General features: G+C 64.7%; 29 protein-coding genes. 10 read left to right on the forward strand and 19 right to left on the reverse strand.

What is annotated here, in order from left to right; genetic code table 11:
* The first annotated feature begins 21 nt into the window (after positions 1–21).
* Positions 22–807, forward strand: a complete 786-nt coding sequence (locus GTP44_RS05345; protein WP_161018616.1) for a substrate-binding periplasmic protein — start codon at positions 22–24, stop codon at positions 805–807.
* Here the strand turns inward: GTP44_RS05345 and GTP44_RS05350 are convergent.
* From GTP44_RS05350 to GTP44_RS05375, 6 genes are read right to left on the reverse strand one after another with little or no spacing between them, the layout of a single operon-like run.
* Complete coding sequence (locus tag GTP44_RS05350; RefSeq protein WP_161018617.1) at positions 797–1840, reverse strand: AI-2E family transporter; 1044 nt, start codon at positions 1838–1840, stop codon at positions 797–799. The two genes, GTP44_RS05345 and GTP44_RS05350, sit on opposite strands and share 11 nt — an antisense overlap.
* Before the next feature lie 6 nt (positions 1841–1846).
* Entirely contained in the window at positions 1847–2440 is a 594-nt protein-coding gene (locus tag GTP44_RS05355) for an SCO family protein (protein WP_161018618.1), read from the reverse strand.
* 50 nt (positions 2441–2490) lie between these two features.
* On the reverse strand, positions 2491–3387 hold the full coding sequence (cyoE, locus tag GTP44_RS05360; RefSeq protein WP_161018619.1) for a heme o synthase: 897 nt from the start codon (positions 3385–3387) through the stop codon (positions 2491–2493).
* A 13-nt stretch (positions 3388–3400) separates the two neighbouring features.
* Entirely contained in the window at positions 3401–4561 is a 1161-nt protein-coding gene (locus GTP44_RS05365; protein ID WP_229256793.1) for a COX15/CtaA family protein, read from the reverse strand.
* A gap of 7 nt (positions 4562–4568) precedes the next feature.
* Positions 4569–5186 carry an SCO family protein gene (locus GTP44_RS05370; protein WP_371867149.1) on the reverse strand — a complete coding sequence of 206 codons (618 nt, stop codon included), beginning with the start codon at positions 5184–5186 and terminating at the stop codon, positions 4569–4571.
* Positions 5170–5901, reverse strand: a complete 732-nt coding sequence (locus GTP44_RS05375; RefSeq protein WP_161018663.1) for an SURF1 family protein — start codon at positions 5899–5901, stop codon at positions 5170–5172. The genes GTP44_RS05370 and GTP44_RS05375 overlap by 17 nt, the downstream gene beginning before the upstream one ends.
* A gap of 34 nt (positions 5902–5935) precedes the next feature.
* Here GTP44_RS05375 and GTP44_RS05380 point away from each other — a divergent pair, with 34 nt between their 5' ends.
* On the forward strand, positions 5936–6142 hold the full coding sequence (locus GTP44_RS05380; protein ID WP_161018620.1) for a twin transmembrane helix small protein: 207 nt from the start codon (positions 5936–5938) through the stop codon (positions 6140–6142).
* A 41-nt stretch (positions 6143–6183) separates the two neighbouring features.
* On the opposite strand, the gene GTP44_RS05385 is transcribed toward GTP44_RS05380, so the two are convergent.
* From GTP44_RS05385 to GTP44_RS05410, 7 genes are all read right to left on the reverse strand, one after another.
* Positions 6184–7059 (reverse strand): cytochrome c oxidase subunit 3, encoded by an 876-nt coding sequence (locus GTP44_RS05385; RefSeq protein ID WP_202423990.1) that lies wholly within the window; start codon positions 7057–7059, stop codon positions 6184–6186.
* Between the two features lie 8 nt (positions 7060–7067).
* Entirely contained in the window at positions 7068–7268 is a 201-nt protein-coding gene (locus tag GTP44_RS05390; RefSeq protein ID WP_160989538.1) for a DUF2970 domain-containing protein, read from the reverse strand.
* On the reverse strand, positions 7268–7810 hold the full coding sequence (locus GTP44_RS05395) for a cytochrome c oxidase assembly protein (protein WP_161018622.1): 543 nt from the start codon (positions 7808–7810) through the stop codon (positions 7268–7270). The genes GTP44_RS05390 and GTP44_RS05395 overlap by 1 nt, the downstream gene beginning before the upstream one ends.
* A 1-nt stretch (position 7811) precedes the next feature.
* Positions 7812–7919: a cytochrome oxidase small assembly protein gene (locus GTP44_RS27410; RefSeq protein WP_229256364.1), complete on the reverse strand. Its 108-nt coding sequence runs from the start codon at positions 7917–7919 to the stop codon at positions 7812–7814.
* Positions 7920–7921: 2 nt separating this feature from the next.
* On the reverse strand, positions 7922–9511 hold the full coding sequence (gene ctaD, locus GTP44_RS05400; protein ID WP_160989540.1) for a cytochrome c oxidase subunit I: 1590 nt from the start codon (positions 9509–9511) through the stop codon (positions 7922–7924).
* A gap of 15 nt (positions 9512–9526) precedes the next feature.
* Positions 9527–10744 (reverse strand): cytochrome c oxidase subunit II, encoded by a 1218-nt coding sequence (gene coxB / locus GTP44_RS05405; RefSeq protein ID WP_161018623.1) that lies wholly within the window; start codon positions 10742–10744, stop codon positions 9527–9529.
* A 282-nt stretch (positions 10745–11026) separates the two neighbouring features.
* Positions 11027–11950, reverse strand: a complete 924-nt coding sequence (locus GTP44_RS05410) for a methyltransferase domain-containing protein (RefSeq protein ID WP_160989542.1) — start codon at positions 11948–11950, stop codon at positions 11027–11029.
* A gap of 96 nt (positions 11951–12046) precedes the next feature.
* Here GTP44_RS05410 and GTP44_RS05415 point away from each other — a divergent pair, with 96 nt between their 5' ends.
* Both GTP44_RS05415 and trmL read left to right on the forward strand, forming a co-directional pair.
* Positions 12047–12808, forward strand: a complete 762-nt coding sequence (locus tag GTP44_RS05415; protein ID WP_161018624.1) for a ComF family protein — start codon at positions 12047–12049, stop codon at positions 12806–12808.
* Positions 12809–12826: 18 nt separating this feature from the next.
* The gene (trmL, locus tag GTP44_RS05420) at positions 12827–13297 is read left to right on the forward strand and encodes a tRNA (uridine(34)/cytosine(34)/5-carboxymethylaminomethyluridine(34)-2'-O)-methyltransferase TrmL (RefSeq protein ID WP_161018625.1); all 471 of its coding nucleotides are present in this window, start codon (positions 12827–12829) and stop codon (positions 13295–13297) included.
* Here the strand turns inward: trmL and GTP44_RS05425 are convergent.
* The 4 genes from GTP44_RS05425 to rfaE2 form a co-directional block, all read right to left on the reverse strand.
* Positions 13279–14223 (reverse strand): DMT family transporter, encoded by a 945-nt coding sequence (locus GTP44_RS05425; protein WP_161018626.1) that lies wholly within the window; start codon positions 14221–14223, stop codon positions 13279–13281. The genes trmL and GTP44_RS05425 overlap by 19 nt on opposite strands.
* Positions 14224–14280: 57 nt before the next feature.
* Positions 14281–15018, reverse strand: coding sequence for an AraC family transcriptional regulator (locus tag GTP44_RS05430; RefSeq protein ID WP_161018627.1), 738 nt, complete (start codon positions 15016–15018; stop codon positions 14281–14283).
* A gap of 85 nt (positions 15019–15103) precedes the next feature.
* Positions 15104–15391, reverse strand: a complete 288-nt coding sequence (locus GTP44_RS05435) for a hypothetical protein (protein WP_160989547.1) — start codon at positions 15389–15391, stop codon at positions 15104–15106.
* A complete protein-coding gene (gene rfaE2, locus GTP44_RS05440) occupies positions 15388–15867 on the reverse strand; it encodes a D-glycero-beta-D-manno-heptose 1-phosphate adenylyltransferase (RefSeq protein ID WP_161018628.1) in 480 nt (159 codons plus the stop codon). The genes GTP44_RS05435 and rfaE2 overlap by 4 nt, the downstream gene beginning before the upstream one ends.
* Positions 15868–15985: 118 nt before the next feature.
* Between rfaE2 and GTP44_RS05445 the strand changes: the two genes are divergently transcribed.
* The 3 genes from GTP44_RS05445 (at position 15986) to GTP44_RS05455 (ending at position 18252) form a co-directional block, all read left to right on the forward strand.
* A complete protein-coding gene (locus GTP44_RS05445) occupies positions 15986–16921 on the forward strand; it encodes a hydrogen peroxide-inducible genes activator (RefSeq protein ID WP_160989549.1) in 936 nt (311 codons plus the stop codon).
* Between the two features lie 55 nt (positions 16922–16976).
* Entirely contained in the window at positions 16977–17831 is an 855-nt protein-coding gene (gene ubiA, locus GTP44_RS05450; RefSeq protein ID WP_161018629.1) for a 4-hydroxybenzoate octaprenyltransferase, read from the forward strand.
* 85 nt (positions 17832–17916) lie between these two features.
* On the forward strand, positions 17917–18252 hold the full coding sequence (locus tag GTP44_RS05455) for an ElaB/YgaM/YqjD family protein (protein WP_161018630.1): 336 nt from the start codon (positions 17917–17919) through the stop codon (positions 18250–18252).
* Between the two features lie 10 nt (positions 18253–18262).
* Here GTP44_RS05455 and proC read toward each other — a convergent pair whose 3' ends face one another.
* Together proC and GTP44_RS05465 are read right to left on the reverse strand one after the other, a co-directional pair.
* The gene (gene proC, locus GTP44_RS05460; RefSeq protein WP_161018631.1) at positions 18263–19084 is read right to left on the reverse strand and encodes a pyrroline-5-carboxylate reductase; all 822 of its coding nucleotides are present in this window, start codon (positions 19082–19084) and stop codon (positions 18263–18265) included.
* Positions 19085–19086: 2 nt separating this feature from the next.
* Positions 19087–19791, reverse strand: a complete 705-nt coding sequence (locus GTP44_RS05465) for a YggS family pyridoxal phosphate-dependent enzyme (RefSeq protein WP_160989698.1) — start codon at positions 19789–19791, stop codon at positions 19087–19089.
* A 59-nt stretch (positions 19792–19850) separates the two neighbouring features.
* Between GTP44_RS05465 and GTP44_RS05470 the strand changes: the two genes are divergently transcribed.
* From GTP44_RS05470 to GTP44_RS05480, 3 genes are all read left to right on the forward strand, one after another.
* Positions 19851–20894 (forward strand): type IV pilus twitching motility protein PilT, encoded by a 1044-nt coding sequence (locus GTP44_RS05470; RefSeq protein ID WP_161018632.1) that lies wholly within the window; start codon positions 19851–19853, stop codon positions 20892–20894.
* 100 nt (positions 20895–20994) lie between these two features.
* Positions 20995–22131: a PilT/PilU family type 4a pilus ATPase gene (locus GTP44_RS05475; RefSeq protein ID WP_161018633.1), complete on the forward strand. Its 1137-nt coding sequence runs from the start codon at positions 20995–20997 to the stop codon at positions 22129–22131.
* Positions 22131–22616, forward strand: coding sequence for a glutathione peroxidase (locus GTP44_RS05480; RefSeq protein ID WP_161018634.1), 486 nt, complete (start codon positions 22131–22133; stop codon positions 22614–22616). Before GTP44_RS05475 ends, GTP44_RS05480 begins: the two co-directional genes overlap by 1 nt.
* Positions 22617–22786 lie beyond the last annotated feature (170 nt).

Here is a 22786-nt window from a genome sequence, read left to right on the forward strand (position 1 = left end):
CGAGGCGCCAGGGGGACACCAATGCTAGCCCGTCTTATCCTCAGCGCCATCCTGCTGTGTCTGACTGCAACGGCGCGCGCCGATTGCGGCCCGCTGCGCAGCGCCTTCTATGAGTATGGTGCGCTCTACTACAAAGCCGGCGACGGCCGCTGGACCGGCATCGACAAGGACGTGGTCGACGAGGTGGCGCGCCGCATGGGCTGCACCATCGCGCCGTCGACCGACTCGCGGGTGCGCATCTGGGCCGGCCTCAAGGGCGGCAGTCTCGATATGTCCGTGTCGGCGATGTCGACACCGGAGCGCGAGAAAATCGTCCACGTCATCCCCTACCTCGCCGAGCGCAACTACGTGCTGCTGCATCAGGAGATTGGCGCGCGCAGCATGGCGGATTTCCTGGCCGACGGCCACAGCAAGATCGGCGTCATCAAATCCTTCCGCCACGGCAAAGCCTACGAGGCCTGGCTGGACCAGTTGCGCGCGCAGGGACGGGTGTACGAGGCGCCCGACTATGCGGCGCTGCTGCGGCTGTTCAAGCTGAAGCGGGTGCAGGCGGTCATGGCGCTCAGCGCCGGCTGGTATCCGCTGATCCAGCAGCAGCAACTGGCGGGCACCTACAAGATCATGGACTGGGCGCCGCCGCGCGAGGTGCTGGTCGGCGGCCTGATCCTGTCACGCCAGCATGTCGACGACGCGCAGGCGGCGCGCTTCGGCCAGACCATCCGCGCCATGCGCGAGGATGGCACGCTGAAGCGCATCTTTGAACGGCATCTGGATGCCGAGCTGGCGGCCAGGCTGATTAACTTTTGAGTTCGTCGCCGGTCCACTTGCGCAGCAGGCCGAGGCCGACGGCCAGCAGCGTCGGGCCGATGAACAGGCCGACAAAGCCGAACGCCAGCACGCCGCCCATCACCCCCAGCAGCACCAGCGCGAACGGCAGGCTGGAGCCGCGCGAGATCAGCAGCGGCTTGATCACGTTGTCAACGCCGCTGATGACGAACATGCCCCAGAAGAACATGAAAATGGCCCAGCCGGTCTCGCCGTGGTTGAACAGCCAGATGACGGCGCCGCCCCAGATCAGCGGCGGGCCGACCGGGATCAGCGAGAACAGGAAGGTGGCCACCGACATCAGCGTCACCGCCGGCACGCCGGCGATCAGGAAGCCGATGGCGGCCACCACCGCCTGCGCCAGCGCGGTGCCGAGGATGCCGTACATCACGCCGCGCACGGTGCGGCTGACGGTGTCGGCGACGATGACGCTGGGTTCGCCGATCAGCTTGTCCATGGCGGAGGCCAGCGCGTAGACGATGGCGTGGCCGTCGCGGTACAGGAAGAAGCTGACGAACACCGCCAGGCTCACCTGCGCCACGCCCGAGCCCAGCACGATGCCGCCGCCCAGCAGCAGACGGCGTCCCGGTTCCAGCAGGTTGCGGGCGGCGTCCAGCAGTTCGTCACGGCTGTGCAGCAGCGTGTTCACATAGGTTTCGATGGCCTCGCCCACCAGCGGGATATCGCGTATCCAGGTCGGCGCGTTCAGCGTGCCGCTGCCGAGGCCGGCCTTGATCTGATCGTAATACGAGGTGGCGTTGTCGGCGATATTCCAGGTGACCAGCGTCAGCGGGACGATGATCAGCAACGTCAGGCCGACGCTCATCACCAGCGCGGCGATGGTGCGGCGGTTGTTCAGCTTGTCGAGCAGGCGCAGGTACAACGGCCAGCTGGAGATGGTGATGGCGGCGGCGAACAGGATCGCCGCCAGGAACGGCCGCAGCACGACCAGGCAACCGATCACCAGCAGGATGACGGCGGCCAGGCGGGTGAAGGGCTGGAAGCGCTGTTTCATGCGCACTCAGGACAGCAGCAGCTTGATGTCGTGCACGGCCGGCCCGGTGCCCTGGCCGGGACGCAGCAGCAGGCGCAGCTTGCCTTGCTTGTCGAACACGTAGCTGGCGGCGGTGTGGTCGATCGAATAGTTGTCCTTGGTGCTGCCCGGCACCTTGTTGTAGACCACTTTGAATTCCTTGCCGACGGCGGCGGTCTGGTCAGCGGTGCCGTAGAGGCCGAGGAAGCGCTGGTCGAAGGCCGGCACGTACTCGGCCAGCAGTTGCCGCGTGTCGCGCTCCGGATCGACGGTGACGAACAGCACCTGCACCTGGTCGGCTTGCGGGCCGAGCTGCTTCATCACCTCCGACATTTCGGCCATGGTGGTGGGGCAGACGTCCGGGCACTGGGTATAGCCGAAGAACATGACCACCACCTTGCCCTTGAAATCGGCCATGGTGCGCGGTTTGCCGTGGTGATCGGTCAGCGCGAAGTCCCTGGCGAAGGCGGCGCCGGTCAGGTCGGTGCTCTGGAAGGTCAGCTTGGGCGCCTCGGCCTTTTTCTCGCCGCAGGCGGCCAGCAGGGAAACAGCGATCAGCGCGAGCGCGAGAACTTTTTTCATCGAGAGTGGTCTTTCAGTTGAACTGGTTGCCGGCTTGGCTCTATCCCCGACTAGATTTTAAAGTAGTGGTCAACCAGCAGGGCGAGGAACAGCAGGCCAAGGTACATGATCGACCAGGCGAAGGCTTTGCGGGCGATCAGGTCGGTGTAGTGGCGGTAGATTTTCCACGAGTGGCGCAGGAAGATGGCGTTCAGGATCACCGCGCTGATCAGATAGATCAGGCCGCTCATCTGCACCGCATACGGCAGCAGCGTGGTCGCCGCCAGCGCGATCGAATACAACCAGACATGAAACTGCGTGAACTGCATGCCGTGCGTGACCGGCAGCATCGGCAAGCCCGACCTGGCGTAGTCGTCGCGGCGGTACAGCGCCAGCGCCCAGAAGTGCGGCGGCGTCCAGACGAAGATGATCATCACCAGCAGCCACGCCTCCATCGGCACGTCGTTGGCCACCGCCGCCCAGCCCAGGGCCGGCGGCATCGCGCCCGACAGACCGCCGATGACGATGTTCTGCGGCGTGGCCGGCTTCAGAATCATCGTGTAGATGATGGCGTAGCCGAGGAAGGTCACAAAGGTCAGCCACATGGTCAGCGGATTGACCAGGCTGTACAGCACCCACATGCCGGCGCCGCCGAGCACCAGCGCAAACACCACCGTCTGTCCGACCGTGATGTTGCCCAGCGCCATGGGACGGCGCGCCGTGCGCGCCATGCGCGCGTCGATCTCGCGCTCGGCCAGACAGTTGACCGCGAACGCCGCCCCGGTCAGCAGCCAGATGCCGACCGTCGCATACAGCACCAGATCCAGCGCCGGCACGCCGTCGGCCGTGCCGAGGAACATGCCGATGATGGCGACGAACACCGCCATCATGGTGACGCGCGGCTTGGTCAGCGCCCAAAATTGCGCGGCGCGGCTCTGGTATTTGGTGGTTACGGTTTGCGTGGTCATGAGGGAAACTTAATCAATGCCGTACCGTCGACGCCGGAGGATGGGCAGAGCCCGATGCTGCCTTTTTTGCAATGTCGTACTGGTACTTAGCCTTGTAGTTTAACATGGTCAGCAACAACACGAGCAGCGCCGCGCCGGCGTTGTGCAGCACGGCGATGGTCAGCGGGAAGCTCAGGTAGATGGTCGCCAGCCCGGTAACGATCTGCGCGCCCAGCACCAGCGCGATATTGCGCGCGGTTTTATGCAAGGCGTCGTGACCCCAGGCGCGCCACACGGCATAGCCGGCCACGAGCGCCACGAGGAAACCGAAATTGCGGTGCACCCAGTGGATCGCCGTCAGCGCCGAGAATGGCAGATAGTGGCCGGCCGCCGTCTTGCCCAGCTCGCGCCACAGCGCGAAGCCATGCGCGAAGTCCATCTCCGGGATCACCTTGCCGTTACACAGCGGGAAATCGGTGCAGGCCAGCGTCGCGTAATTGGTGCTGACCCAGCCGCCCAGCGCCAGCTGCGCCAGCAGGATCGCCGCCGCCAGCACCGCCAGCAGGCGGATCTTGCGCATCGCCGGCGGCGCCGCGCTGACCACCGTGCGCGGCGCGATCAGATGGTTCTGACGGCCGCCGTACCACACCAGCATCGCCAGCAGGCCCATGCCCAGCAGCAGATGCATGGTGACGATGACCGGCTGCAGCTTCAGCGTCACCGTCCACGCGCCGAACGCGCCCTGCAGGCAGACGAAGAAGAACAGCGCGGTCGGCATCCACGGCGCGTACTCGGCGCGCGTGCCGCCGGACTTGCGCCACTGATACCAGGCCTGCGCCATCATCGCCACGATCAACACGCCGATGGTCATGGCCAGGTAGCGGTGGATCATCTCGACCCAGGCCTTGAACACGGTGACCGGGCCATGCGGCATCAGCGCCTCGGCCGCGACGATCTGTTCATGGGCGATGAAGGGATTGGCGGCGCCATAGCAGCCCGGCCAGTCCGGGCAGCCCAGGCCGGAATCGGTCAGGCGGGTGAAGGCGCCGAACACGATCAGGTCGAAGGTGATGAACACGCACACCCACACCAGCTTGCGGTACTTGTTGACGTCGGACGAGGTCCAGACGATGGCGGCCGGCAGCAGCGCGATCAGCAGCGCCGTGATGGCCATTTGAGCAAGAGTCAGATGCATGATACGGTTAACCTATGGCGGAAGCCTTCAACAATTTCGCGATGTCCTTGTGCACCCGCTTGACCTTGTCCACGTCACTGGACACCGCGCCTGTCGGGAAGCGCATCATCAGATTGCCCAGCGGGTCGATCAGGTACACATGGTCGGACGCGCGGTCCGCCCCGCCCGGCTCCAGCGGCAGCCACTGCGCCAGCGCGGCGGCCGGCGCGCGCAGCATGTGGGTGCCGTCGTTCACCCGCAGCAGCATGGTGTCCAGCGGCTGGTCGTCGGTGATCAGCCACACCCGCTCGATGCGGTCGGCCTCCTTGCCCTGCATGGTGCGCAGCTGGCGCATGGCGAACAGCTGGTCCTGGCAGTCGGCGGCGCAATCGGATGGGCCGACCTTCAGCATGATCCACTTGCCCTGGTAATCCTCCAGCCGCGCCGGCTTGCCGTCCAGCGTGGTGCTGGCCATGGCCGGAATCGGATGAGCACGCGGATCGATCAGCGTGCCGTAATTGGTTTGCCCGCCCTGCGGCTTGACGACGTAATACATGAAGTACGAGGCGAGCAGCGGCGCCGCGCAGACCGCCAGCACACCCAGCAACTTCCAGCGGCCGCGGCCCGGTTTATTTGGTTTTTCCACGTCTGAATCCGTTCACGACAAAAAAGATGACGGCCATCGCCGACAGTGCGTACCACTGGAAGGCATAGCCCTGATGTTTTTCCACGCCCAGCGACGGCGCCGGCCAGTCACGCACCAGTTGCGCGTCGTCGCCGGCCGGTTGCGCCGGCGCGCCCTGCTCCACCACGAACGGCTGCATGGTCAGGCCGCTGTCCCTGGCCAGTTGCAGCGGATCGGCGTTCTGCACGATGGCGTTGGGCGCCAGCGGCGGCGCCGCGCCCAGCTCCATCACATGGCCGGCGTTGTGCCGCGCCACGCCCTGCAGCGTCACCACCCCGTCCGGCGTGGCGTAGGCCGGCAGCTTGTCGCGCACCTGCGGATCGCGCGGCAGCCAGCCGCGCGCCACCAGCACGTGCATCGTCGATCCCGCTATTTTAAACGGCATCAGCAAATAGAATCCGGCCCGGCCCTGATACGGACGGTTATCGAGATACACCGGCCAGTCGCGCACGAACACGCCGCTGACCGTCACGCGGCGCCAGGCGACAGTGTCCGCCGCCAGCGGCGCACCGTCCAGCACCAACGGCGTTGCGTGGGCGCCCTGGGACAATTTGTCCTGCAGGGCGGTCTTCTGCTCGGCCCGGCGCGACTGCCAGTTGCCGAGCTGTACACCCAGGGCCACCACCAGCAGCGTGGCCACGAAAGGAATCAATTTAAAGCGGAACACCATTACAATGGAACCTCAATCAAAGTCGACACGCCCACCTGCCATGAAAATTGCCGTCGCCATCGCCTTCATGCTGATCATCGGCAGTTTGGGGGCGGCCTTCTTCTTCCTGATGCGCGACAAGGGCCGCAGCAACAACACGGTGCGGGCGCTGGCGGTGCGCGTGGCGCTGTCGATCACCCTGTTCCTGCTGATCCTGCTCGCCTACCAGCTAGGGTACATCCACCCGACCGGCATCCGCAACGGATAAAAAAAAACCGCACCGGAGTGCGGCTTGTCCTGCACTGCGACTTACAGCCAGTACACCACCACGTACAGGCCCAGCCAGACCACGTCGACGAAGTGCCAGTACCAGGCCGCGCCCTCGAACGCGAAGTGGTGCTCCGGCGTGAAATGGCCCTTGAGCACGCGGTACAGCACCACCGACAGCATGATCGCCCCCATCGTCACGTGGAACCCGTGGAATCCCGTCAGCATGAAGAAGGTGGAACCGTAGATGCCCGAGGTCAGCTTCAGGTTCAGCTCGGTGTAAGCGTGGTAGTACTCATAACCCTGGAAGCCCATGAAGGTGGCTCCCAGCAGCACCGTGGCGAACAGCCAGAACGCCGTCTGCGCGCGGTGGCCGGCGCGCAGCGCGTGGTGGGCGATGGTCAGCGTCACACCCGAGGTCAGCAGCAGCGCGGTGTTAATGGTCGGGATCGGGAACGGGCCCATGGTCTTGAACTCTTCCACCGTGCCGGCCGGGCTGGCGCCGGCCCATTGCGCGGCGAAGTCCGGCCAGATGAATTTGTGGTCGAGGTCGCCCAGCCACGGCAGCGTGATGGTGCGCGCGTAGAACAGCGCGCCGAAGAAGGCGCCGAAGAACATCACCTCGGAGAAGATGAACCAGCCCATCGACCAGCGGTAGGAGTGGTCGATGCGCTGACTGTACAGGCCGCCCTCGGATTCCCTGATGGCGTCGCCGAACCAGAAATACAGCACCGTCAGCGTGCCGAGGATGCCGATGCCGTTGGCGGCCGGCCCCCAGGACACATCGTTGACCCACGCCGAGGCACCGATCATGGTCACCAGCAGCGACAGGCCGGCCAGCAGCGGCCAGCGCGACGGTCCGGGCACAAAGTAGTACGGCGCGGCGCCGCCATGCGATCCTGTTGAACTCATCTTCATCTCCCTATTCACTGTGTGGCTACTACAAATTTGACGATTGTTATCAGTACCCCGATGAACACGGCCACCGCCAGCAAGGCGGCGATGATGACGTGGACCGGGTTGAAACCTTGCCGGTCGTCGGCATCGAAATCGCGCTTGCGGCGCAGGCCGACAAACGACCACAGCACGGCCTTCAACGAGTACAGGAAGCCGGGTTTGTCCGCCATCACTGCACCGCCGCCGATTTAACCAGGCCGCCACCAATCTCAAAGAAGGTGTACGACAGCGTGATGGTCTTGACCTCCGGCGGCAGTTTCGGGTCGATGTAGAACACCACCGGCATCTGCCGCGCCTCGCTGGCCTTCAGCGTTTGCTGCTGGAAGCAGAAGCACTCCACCTTCATGAAATACGGCGTCGCGTTCTGCGGCGCGTAACTCGGTATGGCCTGCGCGTTCATCGCGCGCTTTTGCGTGTTGACCACCTCGTACATCACCGTGTTCAGCTCGCCGGGGTGGACCGTCATGCTGGCCTGCGTCGGACGAAAGCGCCATGGTCCCTGGGCGTTGCCGTCGAACTCGATGGTGACGGTGCGGCTGGTGTCGACCTGGGTGTTCTTGTCGTAGGCGACCACGCCGTCCTTCTGCGTCAGTACGTTCAGCCCCAGCGCTTCGCAGATCTGGCGGTAGAACGGGTTCAGCGCGTAGGCGAAGCCGAACATCACCGTGGCGATGACGATCAGCTTGCCCAGCAGCTTGCGGTTCTCGGTCATCTCAGCTCAGCCAGATACGCTTGACGAACACCGAGGCGAAAAAGAACACCGCCAGCCCGCCCAGGATCAGGGCGGTGCGCAGGTTGTTCGGCTTTTTTTGTTCAGCCATGATTATTTGAACTGCGGTGGCGTTTCGAACGTGTGGAACGGCGCCGGCGACGGCACGGTCCACTCCAGGCCCTCGGCGCCTTCCCACGGCTTGGCGTCGGCTTGTTTGCCGCCGCGAATCGTCGGCAGGATCACGAAGAACAGGAAGAACACCTGCGACAGGCCGAAACCGAAGGCGCCGATCGAGGCGACCATATTGAAATCGGTGAACTGCGCCGAGTAGTCGGCGTAGCGGCGCGGCATGCCGGCCAGGCCGAGGAAGTGCATCGGGAAGAAGGTGATGTTGAAGGTGATCAACGAGGCCCAGAAGTGGATCTTGCCCATCAGCTCGTTATACATGTGGCCGGTCCACTTCGGCGACCAGTAGTAGAAGCCGGCGAACAGCGCGAACAGCGAGCCGGCCACCAGCACGTAGTGGAAGTGCGCCACCACGTAGTAGGTGTCCTGCAGCTGGATGTCGATCGGCGTCACCGCCAGGATCAGGCCGGTGAAGCCGCCGATGGTGAACACGAAGATGAAGCCGACCGCGAACAGCATCGGCGTTTCAAACGTCATCGAACCGCGCCACATGGTGGCGATCCAGTTGAACACCTTGACGCCGGTCGGCACCGCGATCAGCATCGTCGCGTACATGAAGAACAGCTGCGAGGTCACCGGCATGCCGGTGGTGAACATGTGGTGGGCCCAGACGATGAACGACAGGATCGCGATCGAGGCGGTGGCGTACACCATCGAGGCGTAGCCGAACAGCTGCTTGCGGGCGAACGCCGGCAGGATCTGCGAGACGATGCCGAACGCCGGCAAAATCATGATGTACACCTCGGGGTGGCCGAAGAACCAGAAGATGTGCTGGTACATCACCGGGTCGCCGCCGGCGGCGGCGTTGAAGAAGGTGGTGCCGAAGTGGCGGTCGGTCAGCGTCATGGTGATGGCGCCGGCCAGCACCGGCATCACGGCGATCAGCAGGTAGGCGGTGATCAGCCAGGTCCAGCAGAACATCGGCATCTTCATCAGGGTCATGCCCGGCGCGCGCATATTGAGGATGGTGACGATGATGTTGATCGAGCCCATGATCGACGAGGCGCCCATCAGGTGCATGGCGAAGATGGCCATGTCCATGCCCGGCCCCATCTGCGTCGACAGCGGCGCGTACAGCGTCCAGCCGGCGGCGGTGGCGCCACCCGGCACCAGGAACGACGTGGCCAGCAGGATCGCGGCCGGCGGCAGCAGCCAGAACGAGAAGTTGTTCATGCGCGCGAACGCCATGTCGGAGGCGCCGATCTGCAGCGGGATCATCCAGTTGGCGAAGCCGACGAAGGCCGGCATGATGGCGCCGAACACCATCACCAGACCGTGCATGGTGGTCAGCTGGTTGAAGAACTCGGGCTGGAAGAATTGCAGGCCGGGCTTGAACAGCTCGGTGCGTATCATCAGCGCCAGCACGCCGCCGGACAGCAGCATGATGAAGGAGAACCACAGGTACAGCGTGCCAATATCCTTGTGGTTGGTGGCGAACAGCCAGCGCGCCGGGCCATGCGGGTGGTCATGGGCGTGGTCGTGATCGTGACCGTGATCCAAAGTAGTAGTGCTCATCTGTAACGCTCCTGATTACTTACGTGCAGCCACGACTTCGGCTGGTTGAACGATGTTTTCCTCGGCTTTGTTCGTCCAGCTATTGCGGGTGTAAGTAATGACAGCCGCGATATCCGTATCCGACAGTTGTTTCCAGCCTGGCATCTCGGTGGGATATTTCCCACTCTTCTTACCGTGCAGCAGCACGTTGATTTGTTCCGCTTTCGGACCGTTGACCACCGGCGAGCCGTCCAGCGAGGCGAACATGCCCGGCGTGCCGCGGCCGTTGGCCTGGTGGCAGGCCACGCAGTTGGTGCTGTAAACTTTTTCGCCCTTGGTCTTCAGCTCGTCGATGGTCCAGGTCTTGGTCGGATCATCGGCCAGCGCCGCCATTTCTTTTTTCTTGGTGTCGACCCAGACCTTGTACTCGTCGTCGCTGACCACCCGCACCACGATCGGCATGAAGGCGTGCTCCTTGCCGCACAGCTCCGAGCAGTAGCCGCGGAAGGTGCCGGTGTGCTCGGACTTGAACCAGGTGTCGCGCACGAAGCCCGGAATCGCATCCTGCTTGACGGCGAAGGCCGGGATCGACCACGAATGGATGACGTCGTTGGCGGTGGTGATCAGGCGGATCTTGCGCTTGACCGGCACCACCACCTCGTTGTCGACTTCCATCAGGTAGTTGTCGCCGCGCGCCTCGGTCGGCTGGAAGCCCGGCGCGCCGACCTGCGCCCGCGGGGTCGACAGGTTGGACAGGAAACTGATGCCCTCGCCCTCGCCCTTCAGGTAATCGTAGCCCCACTTCCACTGCATGCCGGTGACCTTGATGGTGATGTCGGCGTTGGTGGTGTCCTTCATGCCGACCACGGTGCGGGTGGCGGGCAGCGCCATGCCGATGACGATCAGGAAGGGCACGATGGTCCAGGCCACCTCGACGGCGGTGGATTCATGGAAGGTGGCCGGCTTGTGGCCGAGCGACTTGCGGTGCTTGAAGATGGAGTAGAACATGACCCCGAACACGGCCACGAAGATGACCAGGCACACCACCATCATCCAGTTGTGCAGGTCGTAGACTTGGGCGGCGATTTCGGTGGCGGGAGGTTGCAGGTTTAATGCACGGTCGGTGGGTCCGCCGGTGCCGCCCGTCGCGGCGGTGTAGGTCCCGGTTGCGGTGTCAGCTGCCCACGCCGGCATGCCGGCTGCCAACATGGCCAGCCCCGGCACCAACGCTTGAAGTCGCTTCGCATATGTCATGTTTTCCCCAACTGCCCAAGAAATTAAAAATATATTTTTTTAACGTCTTACCGGCTATCGGTGAACTGAACCGGCGACGCTCCTTAAACAACCACATCGCACCGGCATGGCCGGCGCGTGATTCTGCTTAATTCAACTGCTTGTTCGTACTCGATGTAACCCGTGTTTGCCATGACGGCAAAGTTAGTGATTGATTATATAGAACAAAAACGTGGCACATCAAGCAATAAACTATTGTTGTTGCCATACGGCTCTACGCCGCATGGCAACATGAAACCCGCCTCAGCGCGACTTGCGCGGCGGATCGAAGCGGATGATCGCCTCGCCGCTAGCGGTGACCTTCGGCGCCGGACGGAAGGCGTGACCGTAGATAACCTCAAAGGTCAGCCCCAGTTTGCCGTCGCCGCGGCGGCCGCTTTCCAGCGTGTCCAGCATGCGTCGCCAAGCCGCCTTGCCCATCATGCTGCGACGCAATGTGGTCAGCGGATTGCCGCCCAGCGCGCGCACGTCGGACAACAACGCTTGCGGCGTGTCGTAGGTCACCGTGATGGTTTCCATGTCCAGCACCGGGGTCGAAAAGCCGGCTTCGACCAGTTGATCGCCGAAGTCGTGCATGTCGACGAAGGGCAACACATGCGGCGCCAGATCGGCTTCGGCGAAGGCCGCGCGCAGTTCGCGCAGCGAATCCGGGCCGAAGCAGGAAAACATCAGCAGGCTGTTCACGCGCAGCACGCGGCGCCACTCGGCGAACACGCGGTCCGGCTGCGGATGCCAGTGCAGCGCCAGATTGGACCAGATCAAATCCAGGGAGTTCGGTCCCAGCGGCAAATCGGCGAAATCGCCGCACAGCAGGTCGATGCCGCTCTTCGACGGCAGCAGCTTGCTCAGCAAGTGATTCAGCGACGACGGCCTGGCGCCCGGCGCGTGCGCGGCGCGCAACATGGCGTCGGCGGCGTCCAGGCCCACGATCTGGGCGGCGGGATAGGACTTTTGCAACAGGGGCAGATCGGCGCCGGCGCCGCAGCCGGCGTCCAAAACGCGCGAAGGCGCTATTTTAATCAATTCCAGGCGATCGAACATGCGCGATGATATTTCACGGCGCAGGAAATCGGCCGGCGCGATACGCTCGGGGCGGGAAAACAGCTGACGGACGCGCTCCAGGTCGATCGGCGCGCTCAGTTTCGGCGGGTGGGCAGGGACTTGCATGAAGATAGGTCGTTGTAATGCGATAATGTCGGCAGTGTACATGGTTGCACGCGTTCGCGACGGGGGCCGGGCAGGTTTTCACAGGGGAGGCGTGGCATGCAAGGCAAGCTGATGGCGGCCCGCTGGGGCCGCGCGCTGCTGGACCGGCTGCTGCCGAACGCCTGCGCCCTGTGCGGCGGCGACAGCAGCGAGGCGCTGTGCGCCGGCTGCGAGGCGCAGTTTTTCGGCCCCGCCGCCGCCATCGCCCGCTGCGTTTGCTGTGCGAATCCGCTGCCGAGTGGCGCGCCCCCCGGCGAGACGGGGCCGGCGGCCGGGCCGCTATGCGGCGTCTGCCTGCGCCACCCGCCGGCCTTCGAGCGCACACTGGTCGCCGCCGACTACGTGTTGCCGGTCGACCAACTGGTGCTGCAACTGAAATTCGGCCACCGCCTGGCGCTGGCCCCGCTGTGCGCCCGCCTGCTGCGCGACGCCGTGCTGCGCCAGCAAGGCGTCGCCCTGCCGGCCCTGCTCTGCCCGGTGCCGCTGGGGCCGCGCAGGCTGGCCGAGCGCGGCTACAACCAGGCGCTGGAAATCGCCCGGCCGCTGGCACGCGGCCTGGACATCGCGCTGCACGCCCGGCTGGTGCAGCGGGTGCGCGACACCGCCGCCCAGAGCAGCGTCACGCCCGCCGAGCGCCAGGCCAACATCGCCGGCGCCTTCGCGATAGCGGACGCGGCGCTGGTGACCGGCCGCCACATCGGCGTCGTCGACGACGTCATGACCAGCGGCCGCACACTGAACGAACTGGCGGCAACGCTGAAACGCCACGGCGCCGCGCGGGTCAGCAACCTGGTCTTCGCCCGCACACCGCCGCATTGATTTTAACAAGGAAGAAAAATGTTCCACGTCGTCCTGGTCCACCCAGAAATCCCGCCGAACACCGGCAACGTCATCCGCCTGTGCGCCAACACCGGCGCGCAGCTACATCTGATCGAACCGCTGGGCTTCCCGCTGGACGACGCCAAGCTCAAGCGCGCAGGACTCGACTACCATGAATATGCGCGTATGAAAGTGCACAAAGATTGGGCGGCGTTTCTGGCCGAGGCCCAGCCCGAGCCATCGCGCATGTACGCCATGACCACGCACGGCTCGTCACCGTTTGCGCAGGCCAGCTTCCAGCCGGGCGACGTGTTCGTGTTCGGCTCGGAGACCGCCGGCCTGCCGCTGGCGCTGCGCGAGAGCTTTCCGCCGGCGCAACGCATCCGCCTGCCGATGCGCCCGGATAACCGCAGCATGAATCTGTCCAACACCGTCGCCGTGGTGGTGTTCGAGGCCTGGCGCCAGAACGGCTACGCCGGCGGCGTTTGAAGCGTTGCCGTGGGCGGGCGCGCGTGCAGCCACACCGCGCCGGCCACCCCGGCGATCAGCAACACCATCGCCGTCCACTCCAGCGGACGCGGCATTTGACGCTGGTAAATAAACCCGTACAGCAGGCCGAACAAGGTTTCGAATAGCAACAGCTGGCCGGCCAGCGTCACCGGCACGCGCCGGCTGGCGATATTCCACAGCTGGTTGCCGATCACCGAGGCCCCCAGCGCCACCAGCGTCACCACGGTCCAGAAACGCAGCCAGTCGCGCGCCGGATCGCCGACACCGCCCAGCGCCCACATCACCGCGCCCAGCGGCAAGGCCACCACGCCCGTGCCGAGGCCGTATAGCCCCGACCATTCGGCGCCTGTGAACTGTGGATTGCGCTGGAGGAAGCGCGCATTGTCGACCGCGTACCAGGTCCAGCACAGCAGCGCGCCAAGCGCGCACAGCATGCCCAGCGCCACCCTGGTCCACGGCAGCGAGACGCCACGCGCATCGGTGAACACGTCGATATTGATGCAGACGATGCCCGCCGCCACCAGCCCCAACGGCCACGCCAGTTGACGCAACGGCAAAGCGCCGTGCTCACGCCGTCCCAGCAAGGTCACACTCAGCGGCAGCAGGCCGATAATCAGCGAGGCCGCCGCCACGCCCGCCAGTTGCACGCCGGTCGACAGCAGCACGTAGTAGACGAGATTGCCCGCCAACGCGTGCCGCAGCAGCACCTTGTAGTCATCGCGGGTCAGCCGTCGCAGCAGGCGACCGAGGCGCGGCGCCAGCAATAGCAAGGTGATCAATCCGTAGGCCAGGTAACGCGCCAGCGCCAGTTCTATCGGCGAGAACGCCGCCAGCCAGCGCGGCATCACAAAAATCGTGCCCCAGAATGCTCCGGCCATCAGGCCGCATACAATGCCATACCACATAGACTCTCCTTTCGAAGCCTATTGTGGCGCGGCAAATGATGCGGGGATTGTGCGGGACTAGCGGATTGTTGTCTGATTCTGCTGTCGGTAGGCCAGCGGCGTGATGTCCATCGCGCGCCGCATGGCGTGCGTCAGCGCACTCTGGTCGGCATAGCCGGCTTGCGTGGCCAGCTGCGCGATCGGCAGCGACGACTCCACCAGTTGGCGGCAGACATAACGCAGGCGCATGGCGCTCAGCCACGCTTGCGGCGTGCTGTCCAGCTGTTCGCGGAACACGCGGTGCAGACGGCTGACGCTCAGGCACGCCACCGCCGCCATGCGCTCGGTATTCCACGGATAGCCGGGCTGCGCCTCAAAGCGCGTCAGCGCCGCCTGCAACCGCGATGCCGGCCGTATCGGCTGGCTGGTCAGCGATTCCAGCAGCAGCGGCGCCCAGTTGGCCAGCACGGCCGCGCTGGCCGCACCCTGACCTTGCAGCATGCTCATGAAGTCGATCAGCTTGGCGGTGGCCGCGCTCACCGATAAAAACGGGCGCTGCGCCAGCAGGCCGGCCGTCCGCGGCGACACCGCGCCGAGGTCGAAATCCAGGATCAGTGAGGCGTTGGGCGCGTCGGAGAATTGCTTGTGCACCAGCCCTGGCGCGATGAAGCCCGCGCGCAGCGGATGCAGCACCGCGCCGTGGCCGTTGATGTCCAGCGTCAGCTTGCCGCGCAGCGGCAGCACCATCTGGGCGAAGTCGTGCACGTCCGAGAACGGCGTGTCATAACTGCGCAGATCGATTTCGGTCGAAGTCATGCCCGTCAGTGTAACGTCAAAGCAGAGCCCGTGTGCGAATGTCAGACCTGACACCGGGGTTTGACACCGGGGTTTGACACCAGGTTCAGCGGCGGGCGCCCCAGATGGCCAGCAGCGCCAGCAGGCCGGCGCCCAGCAGGCCGACCAGCATGGTGCAGCCGGCCATCACGGCGGCCGGGTTCGGCATGCCGTGGACTTCGGCCGCGAACGCCAGCACCACCGCCGCCAGCAGTTGCGCCGGCAGCACGAAGCGCAGGTTGCGGAAGGCCCAGGGATTGCCGCGCAGCCAGTAGTGGCGCGCCACCATCAGCGGCGGCCCCCATAGCGCCAGCAGGAACGCCAGCACCGCCACCAGGATCAGGATGATCCTCATTTGAAGGAGCGGACGCGGGCCAGCAGCTTGGTGGTCGAACGGTCGTGCTCAAAGTCGATGGCGACCGCCTCGCCGCCGTAGGCCAATACCGCCTGGCCTTCGGGGATGGCGTCCATCTGGTAGTCGCCGCCCTTGGCGTAGATCTCGGGCCGCGCCTGCTGTACCACTGCCAGCGCGGTGTCCTCGTCGAACTCGACCACCAGGCTGACCGACTCCAGCGCGGCCAGCACCGCCATGCGGTCGGCGCAGCTGTTGAGCGGGCGGTCGTCGCCCTTGCCCAGCCGTTTGACCGAGGCGTCGGTGTTGGCCGCCACCACCAGCGAGGCGCCCAGCGCGCGCGCCTGCGCCAGGTAGGTGACGTGGCCGCGGTGCAGGATGTCGAATACGCCGTTGGTCAGCACCACCGGCTTCGGCAGCGCCGCCACGCGCGCGGCCAGCGCGGCGCGCGTGCAGATCTTGTCTTCAAATTGGGGCATGGGGACTTTCTTTATTTGTTTCCGGATACGCTGCATTATATCGACAGCATTCCGCTACAATAGCTCATCTTGGCGTTCCTTTATTGCATACCAGCATCGCCTGTGCTCAAATACATTCATGACACTGACCGAACTGAAATACATTGTCGCCGTTGCAAGAGCGAAACACTTCGGCCATGCGGCGGAGGCCTGTTACGTCGCCCAGCCGACGCTGTCGGTCGCCATCAAGAAACTGGAAGATGAACTGGGCGTGGTCCTGTTTGAACGGGGCGGCGCCGAAATCTCCGTCACCCCGCTGGGCGCGCAGATCGTCGCCCAGGCCGAGCGCGTGCTCGAACAAACCGCCGCCATCAAGGAATTGGCCAAGCAGAACAAAGACCCGCTGGCCGGCCAACTGCGCCTGGGCGTGATCTACACCATCGGCCCCTACCTGCTGCCGCCGCTGGTCAAGGGCATGATCGACAAAGTGCCGCAGATGCCGCTGATCCTGCAGGAAAACTTCACCGTCAAGCTGTTGGAGATGCTGCGCCAGGGCGAGCTGGACGCGGCCATCATGGCGTTGCCGCTGCCGGAACACGGCATGGCCATGCAGGTGCTGTATGACGAGCCGTTCGTGGTCGCCATGCCGGCGGCGCATCCGTGGAGCCAACGCAAGAGCATCCCCGCCGACGACCTCAAGACCGAGAACATGCTGTTGCTGGGTAACGGCCACTGCTTCCGCGACCAGGTGCTGGAAGTGTGCCCCGAGATGGCGCGCTTCTCCACGCCCGGCAACGGCATGCAGCGCACCTTCGAGGGCTCGTCGCTGGAAACCATCCGTCACATGGTGGCCAGCGGCATCGGCCTGACCGTGCTGCCGCGCGCCTCGGTGCCGGACCTGAACGCCAACGATGGCATGTTGCAATTCAGGCCGTTCGAGGCGCCGGCGCCGTCGCGCCGGGTGGTCATCGTGTGGCGCAAAAGCTTCACCCGCAAGGCGGCCATTGATGCCGTGTGCGAGGTGGTGGCCGAGTGCGAGCTGCCCGGCATCACCCCGCTGCGCGCCGACGCATGACACCCGGGCCCGGGATTTGCGATAATCCCCGCTTTCCCGTGACCCGAACCGACCTATGACCAAGCTGGCGCTCTACCTCCGTCTGATCCGCCTCGACAAACCGATCGGCACCGTGCTGCTGCTGTGGCCGACGCTGTATGCGCTGTGGATCGCCGCCGACGGCGTGCCGGACTGGCGTCTGCTGCTGATCTTCATTCTTGGCACCTTCCTGATGCGCTCGGCCGGCTGCGCGATCAACGACTACGCCGACCAGGACATCGACAAGTTCGTCAAACGCACGGCCAACCGTCCCATCACCAGCGGCCGCGTCAGCGGCAAGGAAGCGGTGGCGATCGCCGTGGTGCTGACGCTGCTCGCGTTCTGCCTGGTCCTGCCGCTCAACACGCTGACCAGGCAGCTGTCGGTGGTGGCGGCGATCCTGGCCGGCACCTATCCCTACTTCAAGCGCTTCTTCGCGATCCCGCAGGCCTATCTGGGGATCGCCTTCGGCTTCGGCATCCCGATGGCGTTCGCCGCCATCCAGAACCAGGTGCCGCCGGTGGCCTGGCTGCTGCTGCTCGGCAATGTGTTCTGGACCCTGGCCTACGACACCGAATACGCGATGGTCGACCGCGACGACGACCTGAAGATCGGCATCAAGACCTCGGCCATCACCTTCGGCCGCTACGACGTGGCCATCATCATGTTCTGCTACGCCATGCATCTGGCGATCTTGCTGGTGTGCGGCTGGCAGATGGGGCTGCGCCGGTGGTTTGTCGCCGGTCTGGCGGTGGCGGCGGGCATGGCCTGCTACCACTACACGCTGATCCGCCACCGCCAGCGTGATCCGTGCTTCTACGCCTTCCGCCACAACAACTGGCTGGGCGGCGCGGTGTTTGCCGGCGTGGCGCTGGACTACGCGCTGCGTTAAATCCACCGGATGCAATTGCGCGCCCAACAAGCGGCGACTTCGCCGATACTGTCGAATCAACCGACACATCATTGACGAGGTCACCATGAGCCATACCGACATTGCCGACACCCAGGCCGCCATCGCCAACACCCGCGACAAGCTGGTCAACGGACTGCGCAGCTCCATCAACGACGCCGAACAATGGCTGGAGGACAGCGCCGACGAGGTCAGCGTCACCGCCTCCGACGCCCGCGCCCGCTTCGACGACACGCTGCGCACCGCCATCAGCGACCTGCGCAAGCTGGAGGACAGCATCCTGGCCCACAGCCGCGAGGCGGCCGACAGCGTCGACACCTTTGTGCACGACAATCCGTGGAAAGCCATCACCATTGGCGCCACCGCCGGCCTGCTGCTGGGTGTGCTGATCTCCCGCAAATAGCAGCTTACGCTCAGGCGGCGCCGAGCTGGTCGCCGAGTTCCTGGCCGCGCGCGGCGGCGGCTTTCATGGCGGCGATGATGGCGCCCTGGACGCCGCTGGCCTCCATGCTGGTCAGCGCCGCGTAAGTGGTGCCGCCCTTGGAGGTGACGCGCTCGCGCAATAGCGACACCGGCTCGTTCGACTGCTGCGCCAGCTCAGCGGCGCCGGTGAAGGTGGCCAGCGCCAACTGCTTGCCCTGCTCAGCGCTCAGGCCCATTTCCTCGGCCGCGCGCTGCATCGCCTCGATGAAATAAAACACATAGGCCGGGCCGCTGCCGGACACCGCCGTCACGGCGTCGATCTTGCGCTCATCGTCCAGCCACACGGTGGGGCCGACGGCGCACAGGATAGCGTCCGCCGTCTGGCGCTGCGCCGCGCTCACGCCCGGCATCGCCACCATGCCGGTGATGCCCTTGCCGATCAGCGCCGGCGTGTTCGGCATGCAGCGCACGATGGCGCCATAGCCGCCCAGCCAGCGCGACAGGTCGGCGCCACGGATGCCGGCGGCGATCGAGACGATCAGTGGCTGCCTGGCAGCGGTGAGGAACGGCAGCAGCTGCGCCGCCACCTCGCGCATGCTTTGCGGCTTGACCGCCAGCACGATCACATCGGCATCGGCGAGCGCCGCGTCGGCCGCCGCCGCCGTGCTCACGCCATATTGTTGCTGGAGACGCGCCAGCGCCGCCGCGTTCGGATCGGCCACATGGATGTTGGCCCCGGCCGTCAGTTTGTTGGCCAGCCCCGCGATCAGGGCCGCGGCCATATTGCCGCCGCCGATAAATGCAATGTTCATTGTCAAACCTTGTTGTAGTTTCGTGCGCCAAAAATCGCGCTGCCGACGCGCACCATGGTGGCGCCCTCAAACACCGCTGCCCGCAGGTCGGCCGACATGCCCATCGACAGCGTATCGAGCGCCAAGCCGTCGGCCCGCAATTGCTCATATAAAACGCGCAGGCGGGCAAAGGCCGCGCGCTGCTGTTCAAACTCGACGGCCGGCTCGGGGATCGCCATCAGGCCGCGCAAGGTCAGTCGCGGCAGCGCGGCGACCTGATGGGCCAACGCCGCCACCGCGTCCGGCGCGACGCCACTCTTGCTGGCCTCGCCGCTGATATTCACCTGCAGACAAATCTGCAGCGGCGCCATGCCGGCCGGCCGCTGCTCGGACAGCCGCTGCGCGATCTTCTCGCGCTCGACCGTGTGCACCCAATCGAAATGCTCGGCGATCGGGCGCGTCTTGTTGCTCTGGATCGGGCCGATGAAATGCCACGCCAGCGCCGGGGCGCCGGCCTGCCGCACGGCGCGGATCTTGTCCAGCCCCTCCTGCAGATAATTCTCGCCGAAGGCGCGCTGGCCGGCCGCCACCGCCGCCAGCACCGCCTCCGGGCCGAAGGTCTTGGACACGGCCAGCAAACGCACGGCATCCGGGGCGCGTCCCGATTCTTGAGTGGCGGCAACAATTGTGGCGGTGACGGCTTGCAAGTTCTGGCGGATCGGGGACATAATCATCGAGTAAGGTCGTTATCACAGACCACCTAGGGCGGTGGGCACAGGGATTATAAATGGACATCTCAGAATTACTCGCATTCTCGGTCAAGAGCCAGGCGTCGGACCTGCACCTGTCGGCCGGCCTGCCGCCGATGATACGGGTGCATGGCGACGTGCGGCGCATCAATCTGCCGCCGCTGGCGCACAAGGATGTGCACGGCATGATCTATGACATCATGAACGACAGCCAGCGCAAGCTCTACGAGGAAATGCTGGAGATCGACTTCTCGTTCGCCATTCCCGGCCTGGCGCGTTTCCGGGTCAACGCCTACAACCAGGAGCGCGGCGCCTCGGCGGTGCTGCGGACGATTCCATCGACCATCCTCAGCCTGGAAGACCTGAAGGCGCCGAAGATCTTCGCCGAATTCGCGCTGAAGCCACGCGGGCTGGTGCTGGTGACCGGGCCGACCGGCTCGGGCAAATCGACAACGCTGGCGGCGATGGTCAACCACCTCAACGAAAACGAATACGGCCACATCCTGACCATCGAGGACCCGATTGAGTTCGTCCACGAATCCAAGAAATGCCTGATCAACCAGCGCGAAGTGGGACCGCACACGCTGTCGTTCAACAACGCGCTGCGTTCGGCGCTGCGCGAAGATCCGGATTGCATCCTGGTCGGCGAGCTGCGCGACCTGGAAACCATCCGTCTGGCCCTGTCGGCGGCCGAGACCGGCCACCTGGTGTTCGGCACGCTGCACACCTCGTCGGCGGCGAAAACCATCGACCGCATCGTCGACGTGTTCCCGGCCGATGAAAAGGAAATGGTGCGGGCGATGCTGTCCGAATCGCTGCAGGCGGTGATCTCGCAAACGCTGCTGAAAACCAAGGACGGCATGGGCCGCGTGGCGGCGCACGAAATCATGGTGGCGACGCCGGCGATCCGCAACCTGATCCGCGAAGCGAAGGTGGCGCAGATGTACTCGGCGATCCAGACCGGCAGCAGCGTCGGCATGCAGACGCTGGACCAGAACCTGACCGACCTGGTCCGCCGCAACCTCATCAGCGGCAGCGTCGCCCGCGCCGCCGCCAAATCACCGGACAACTTCCCCGGCTAAAAACCCGGTGTCAGGTCTGACATTCGCACACGGGCTCAACTGCGGAGCAGTTGAGCCCGTGTGCGAATGTCAGACCTGACACCGTACTTAAGGACTCACGATGGAACGCGATCAGGCTTCTAAATTCATGTTCGACCTGCTGCGCCTGATGCTGGCCAGGCAGGGCTCGGACTTGTTCATCACCGCCGGCTTCCCGCCGGCGATCAAGATCGATGGCAAGCTGACGCCGGTGTCGTCGCAGGTGCTGACCGCGTCCCATACGCTCGATCTGGCGCGCGCCATCATGAGCGACAAGCAGGCCGCCGGCTTCGAGCAGACCAAGGAGGCCAACTTCGCCATCAGCCCCGGCGATATCGGCCGCTTCCGCGTGTCGGCGTTTGTGCAGATGAGCTCGGTCGGCATGGTGGTGCGCACCATCACCTCGGAGATCCCGAAACTGGCGGACCTCGGCCTGCCGGCGGTGCTCAAGGACGTGGTGATGGCCAAGCGCGGCCTGGTGATCATGGTCGGCGCCACCGGCTCCGGCAAGTCGACCACGCTGGCGGCCATGGTCGGCCACCGCAACGAGCACAGCTACGGCCACATCATCACCATCGAGGACCCGGTCGAGTATGTCCACCCGCACCACAACTGCATCGTCACCCAGCGCGAGGTCGGCGTCGACACCGACGACTGGGAGACCGCGCTGAAGAACACGCTGCGCCAGGCGCCGGATGTGATCCAGATCGGCGAGATCCGCGACCGCGCCACCATGGACCACGCGATCGCCTTCGCCGAGACCGGCCACCTGTGCCTGGCCACGCTGCACGCCAACAGCGCCAACCAGGCGCTCGATCGCATCATCAACTTCTTCCCCGAGGAGCGCCGCCAGCAGTTGCTGATGGACCTGTCACTGAACCTCAAGGGCATGATTTCGCAGCGGCTGATTCCGAAGAAGGACGACAAGGGCCGCGTGGTCGCCATCGAAATTCTGCTGAACTCGCCGCTGATCTCCGACCTGATCTTCAAGGGCCAGGTGCACGAGATCAAGGAGCTGATGAAGAAATCTCGCGAGCTGGGCATGCAGACCTTCGACCAGTCGCTGTTCGACCTGCACGAGGCCGACCTGATTACCTACGAGGACGCGCTGCGCAACGCCGACTCGGTCAACGACCTGCGCCTGGCCATCAAGCTGGAGGGCAAAGCCGCGCAGCAGCGCGACCTGGCCGCCGGCACCACACATTTGGGACTGATCTGATGAACACTATTTTCGATATCGCCGCCGACCGCCTCGACGGCCAACCGGTCAGCCTGGCCCGGTACAGGGGCAAGGTGCTGCTGATCGTCAACACCGCCAGCAAGTGCGGCTTCACGCCGCAGTACCAGGGGCTGGAGGCGGTCTACCAGCAGTTCCGCGAGCGCGGCGTGGAGGTGCTGGGCTTCCCCTGCAACCAGTTCGGCGCGCAGGAGCCGGGCGACGCCGGCGAGATCGGCGCCTTCTGCGAAAAGAACTACGGCGTCAGCTTCCCGCTGTTCGCCAAGATCGACGTCAATGGCGAGCATGCCCATCCGTTGTTCCAGAAACTCAAGCGGGACGCGCCGGGCATCCTCGGCACCGAGCGCATCAAATGGAACTTCACCAAGTTCCTGATCCGCAAGAACGGCACCGTCTACAACCGCTACGCCCCTGCGACCAAGCCGGAGGCGCTGATCGCCGATATCGAAAAGCTATTGGCTGAGTGATTTCGGCAACAGAATGTCCAGCACAAAGGTTAAATAGCGTAAACGCTTTTTAAAAAACATGCCTTCGGTTAACTTTTCGGTAATAATGGCCTTCAGCCATTGCTAATCGAATCCGTCGCTATGTCCTTAATGGGAAAAATCCTGTCGCCCTGGCTGCGCATGGGAACATA

Origin of the sequence: Duganella lactea (assembly GCF_009857505.1) — a bacterium.
Lineage (GTDB): Bacteria > Pseudomonadota > Gammaproteobacteria > Burkholderiales > Burkholderiaceae_D > Rugamonas > Rugamonas lactea.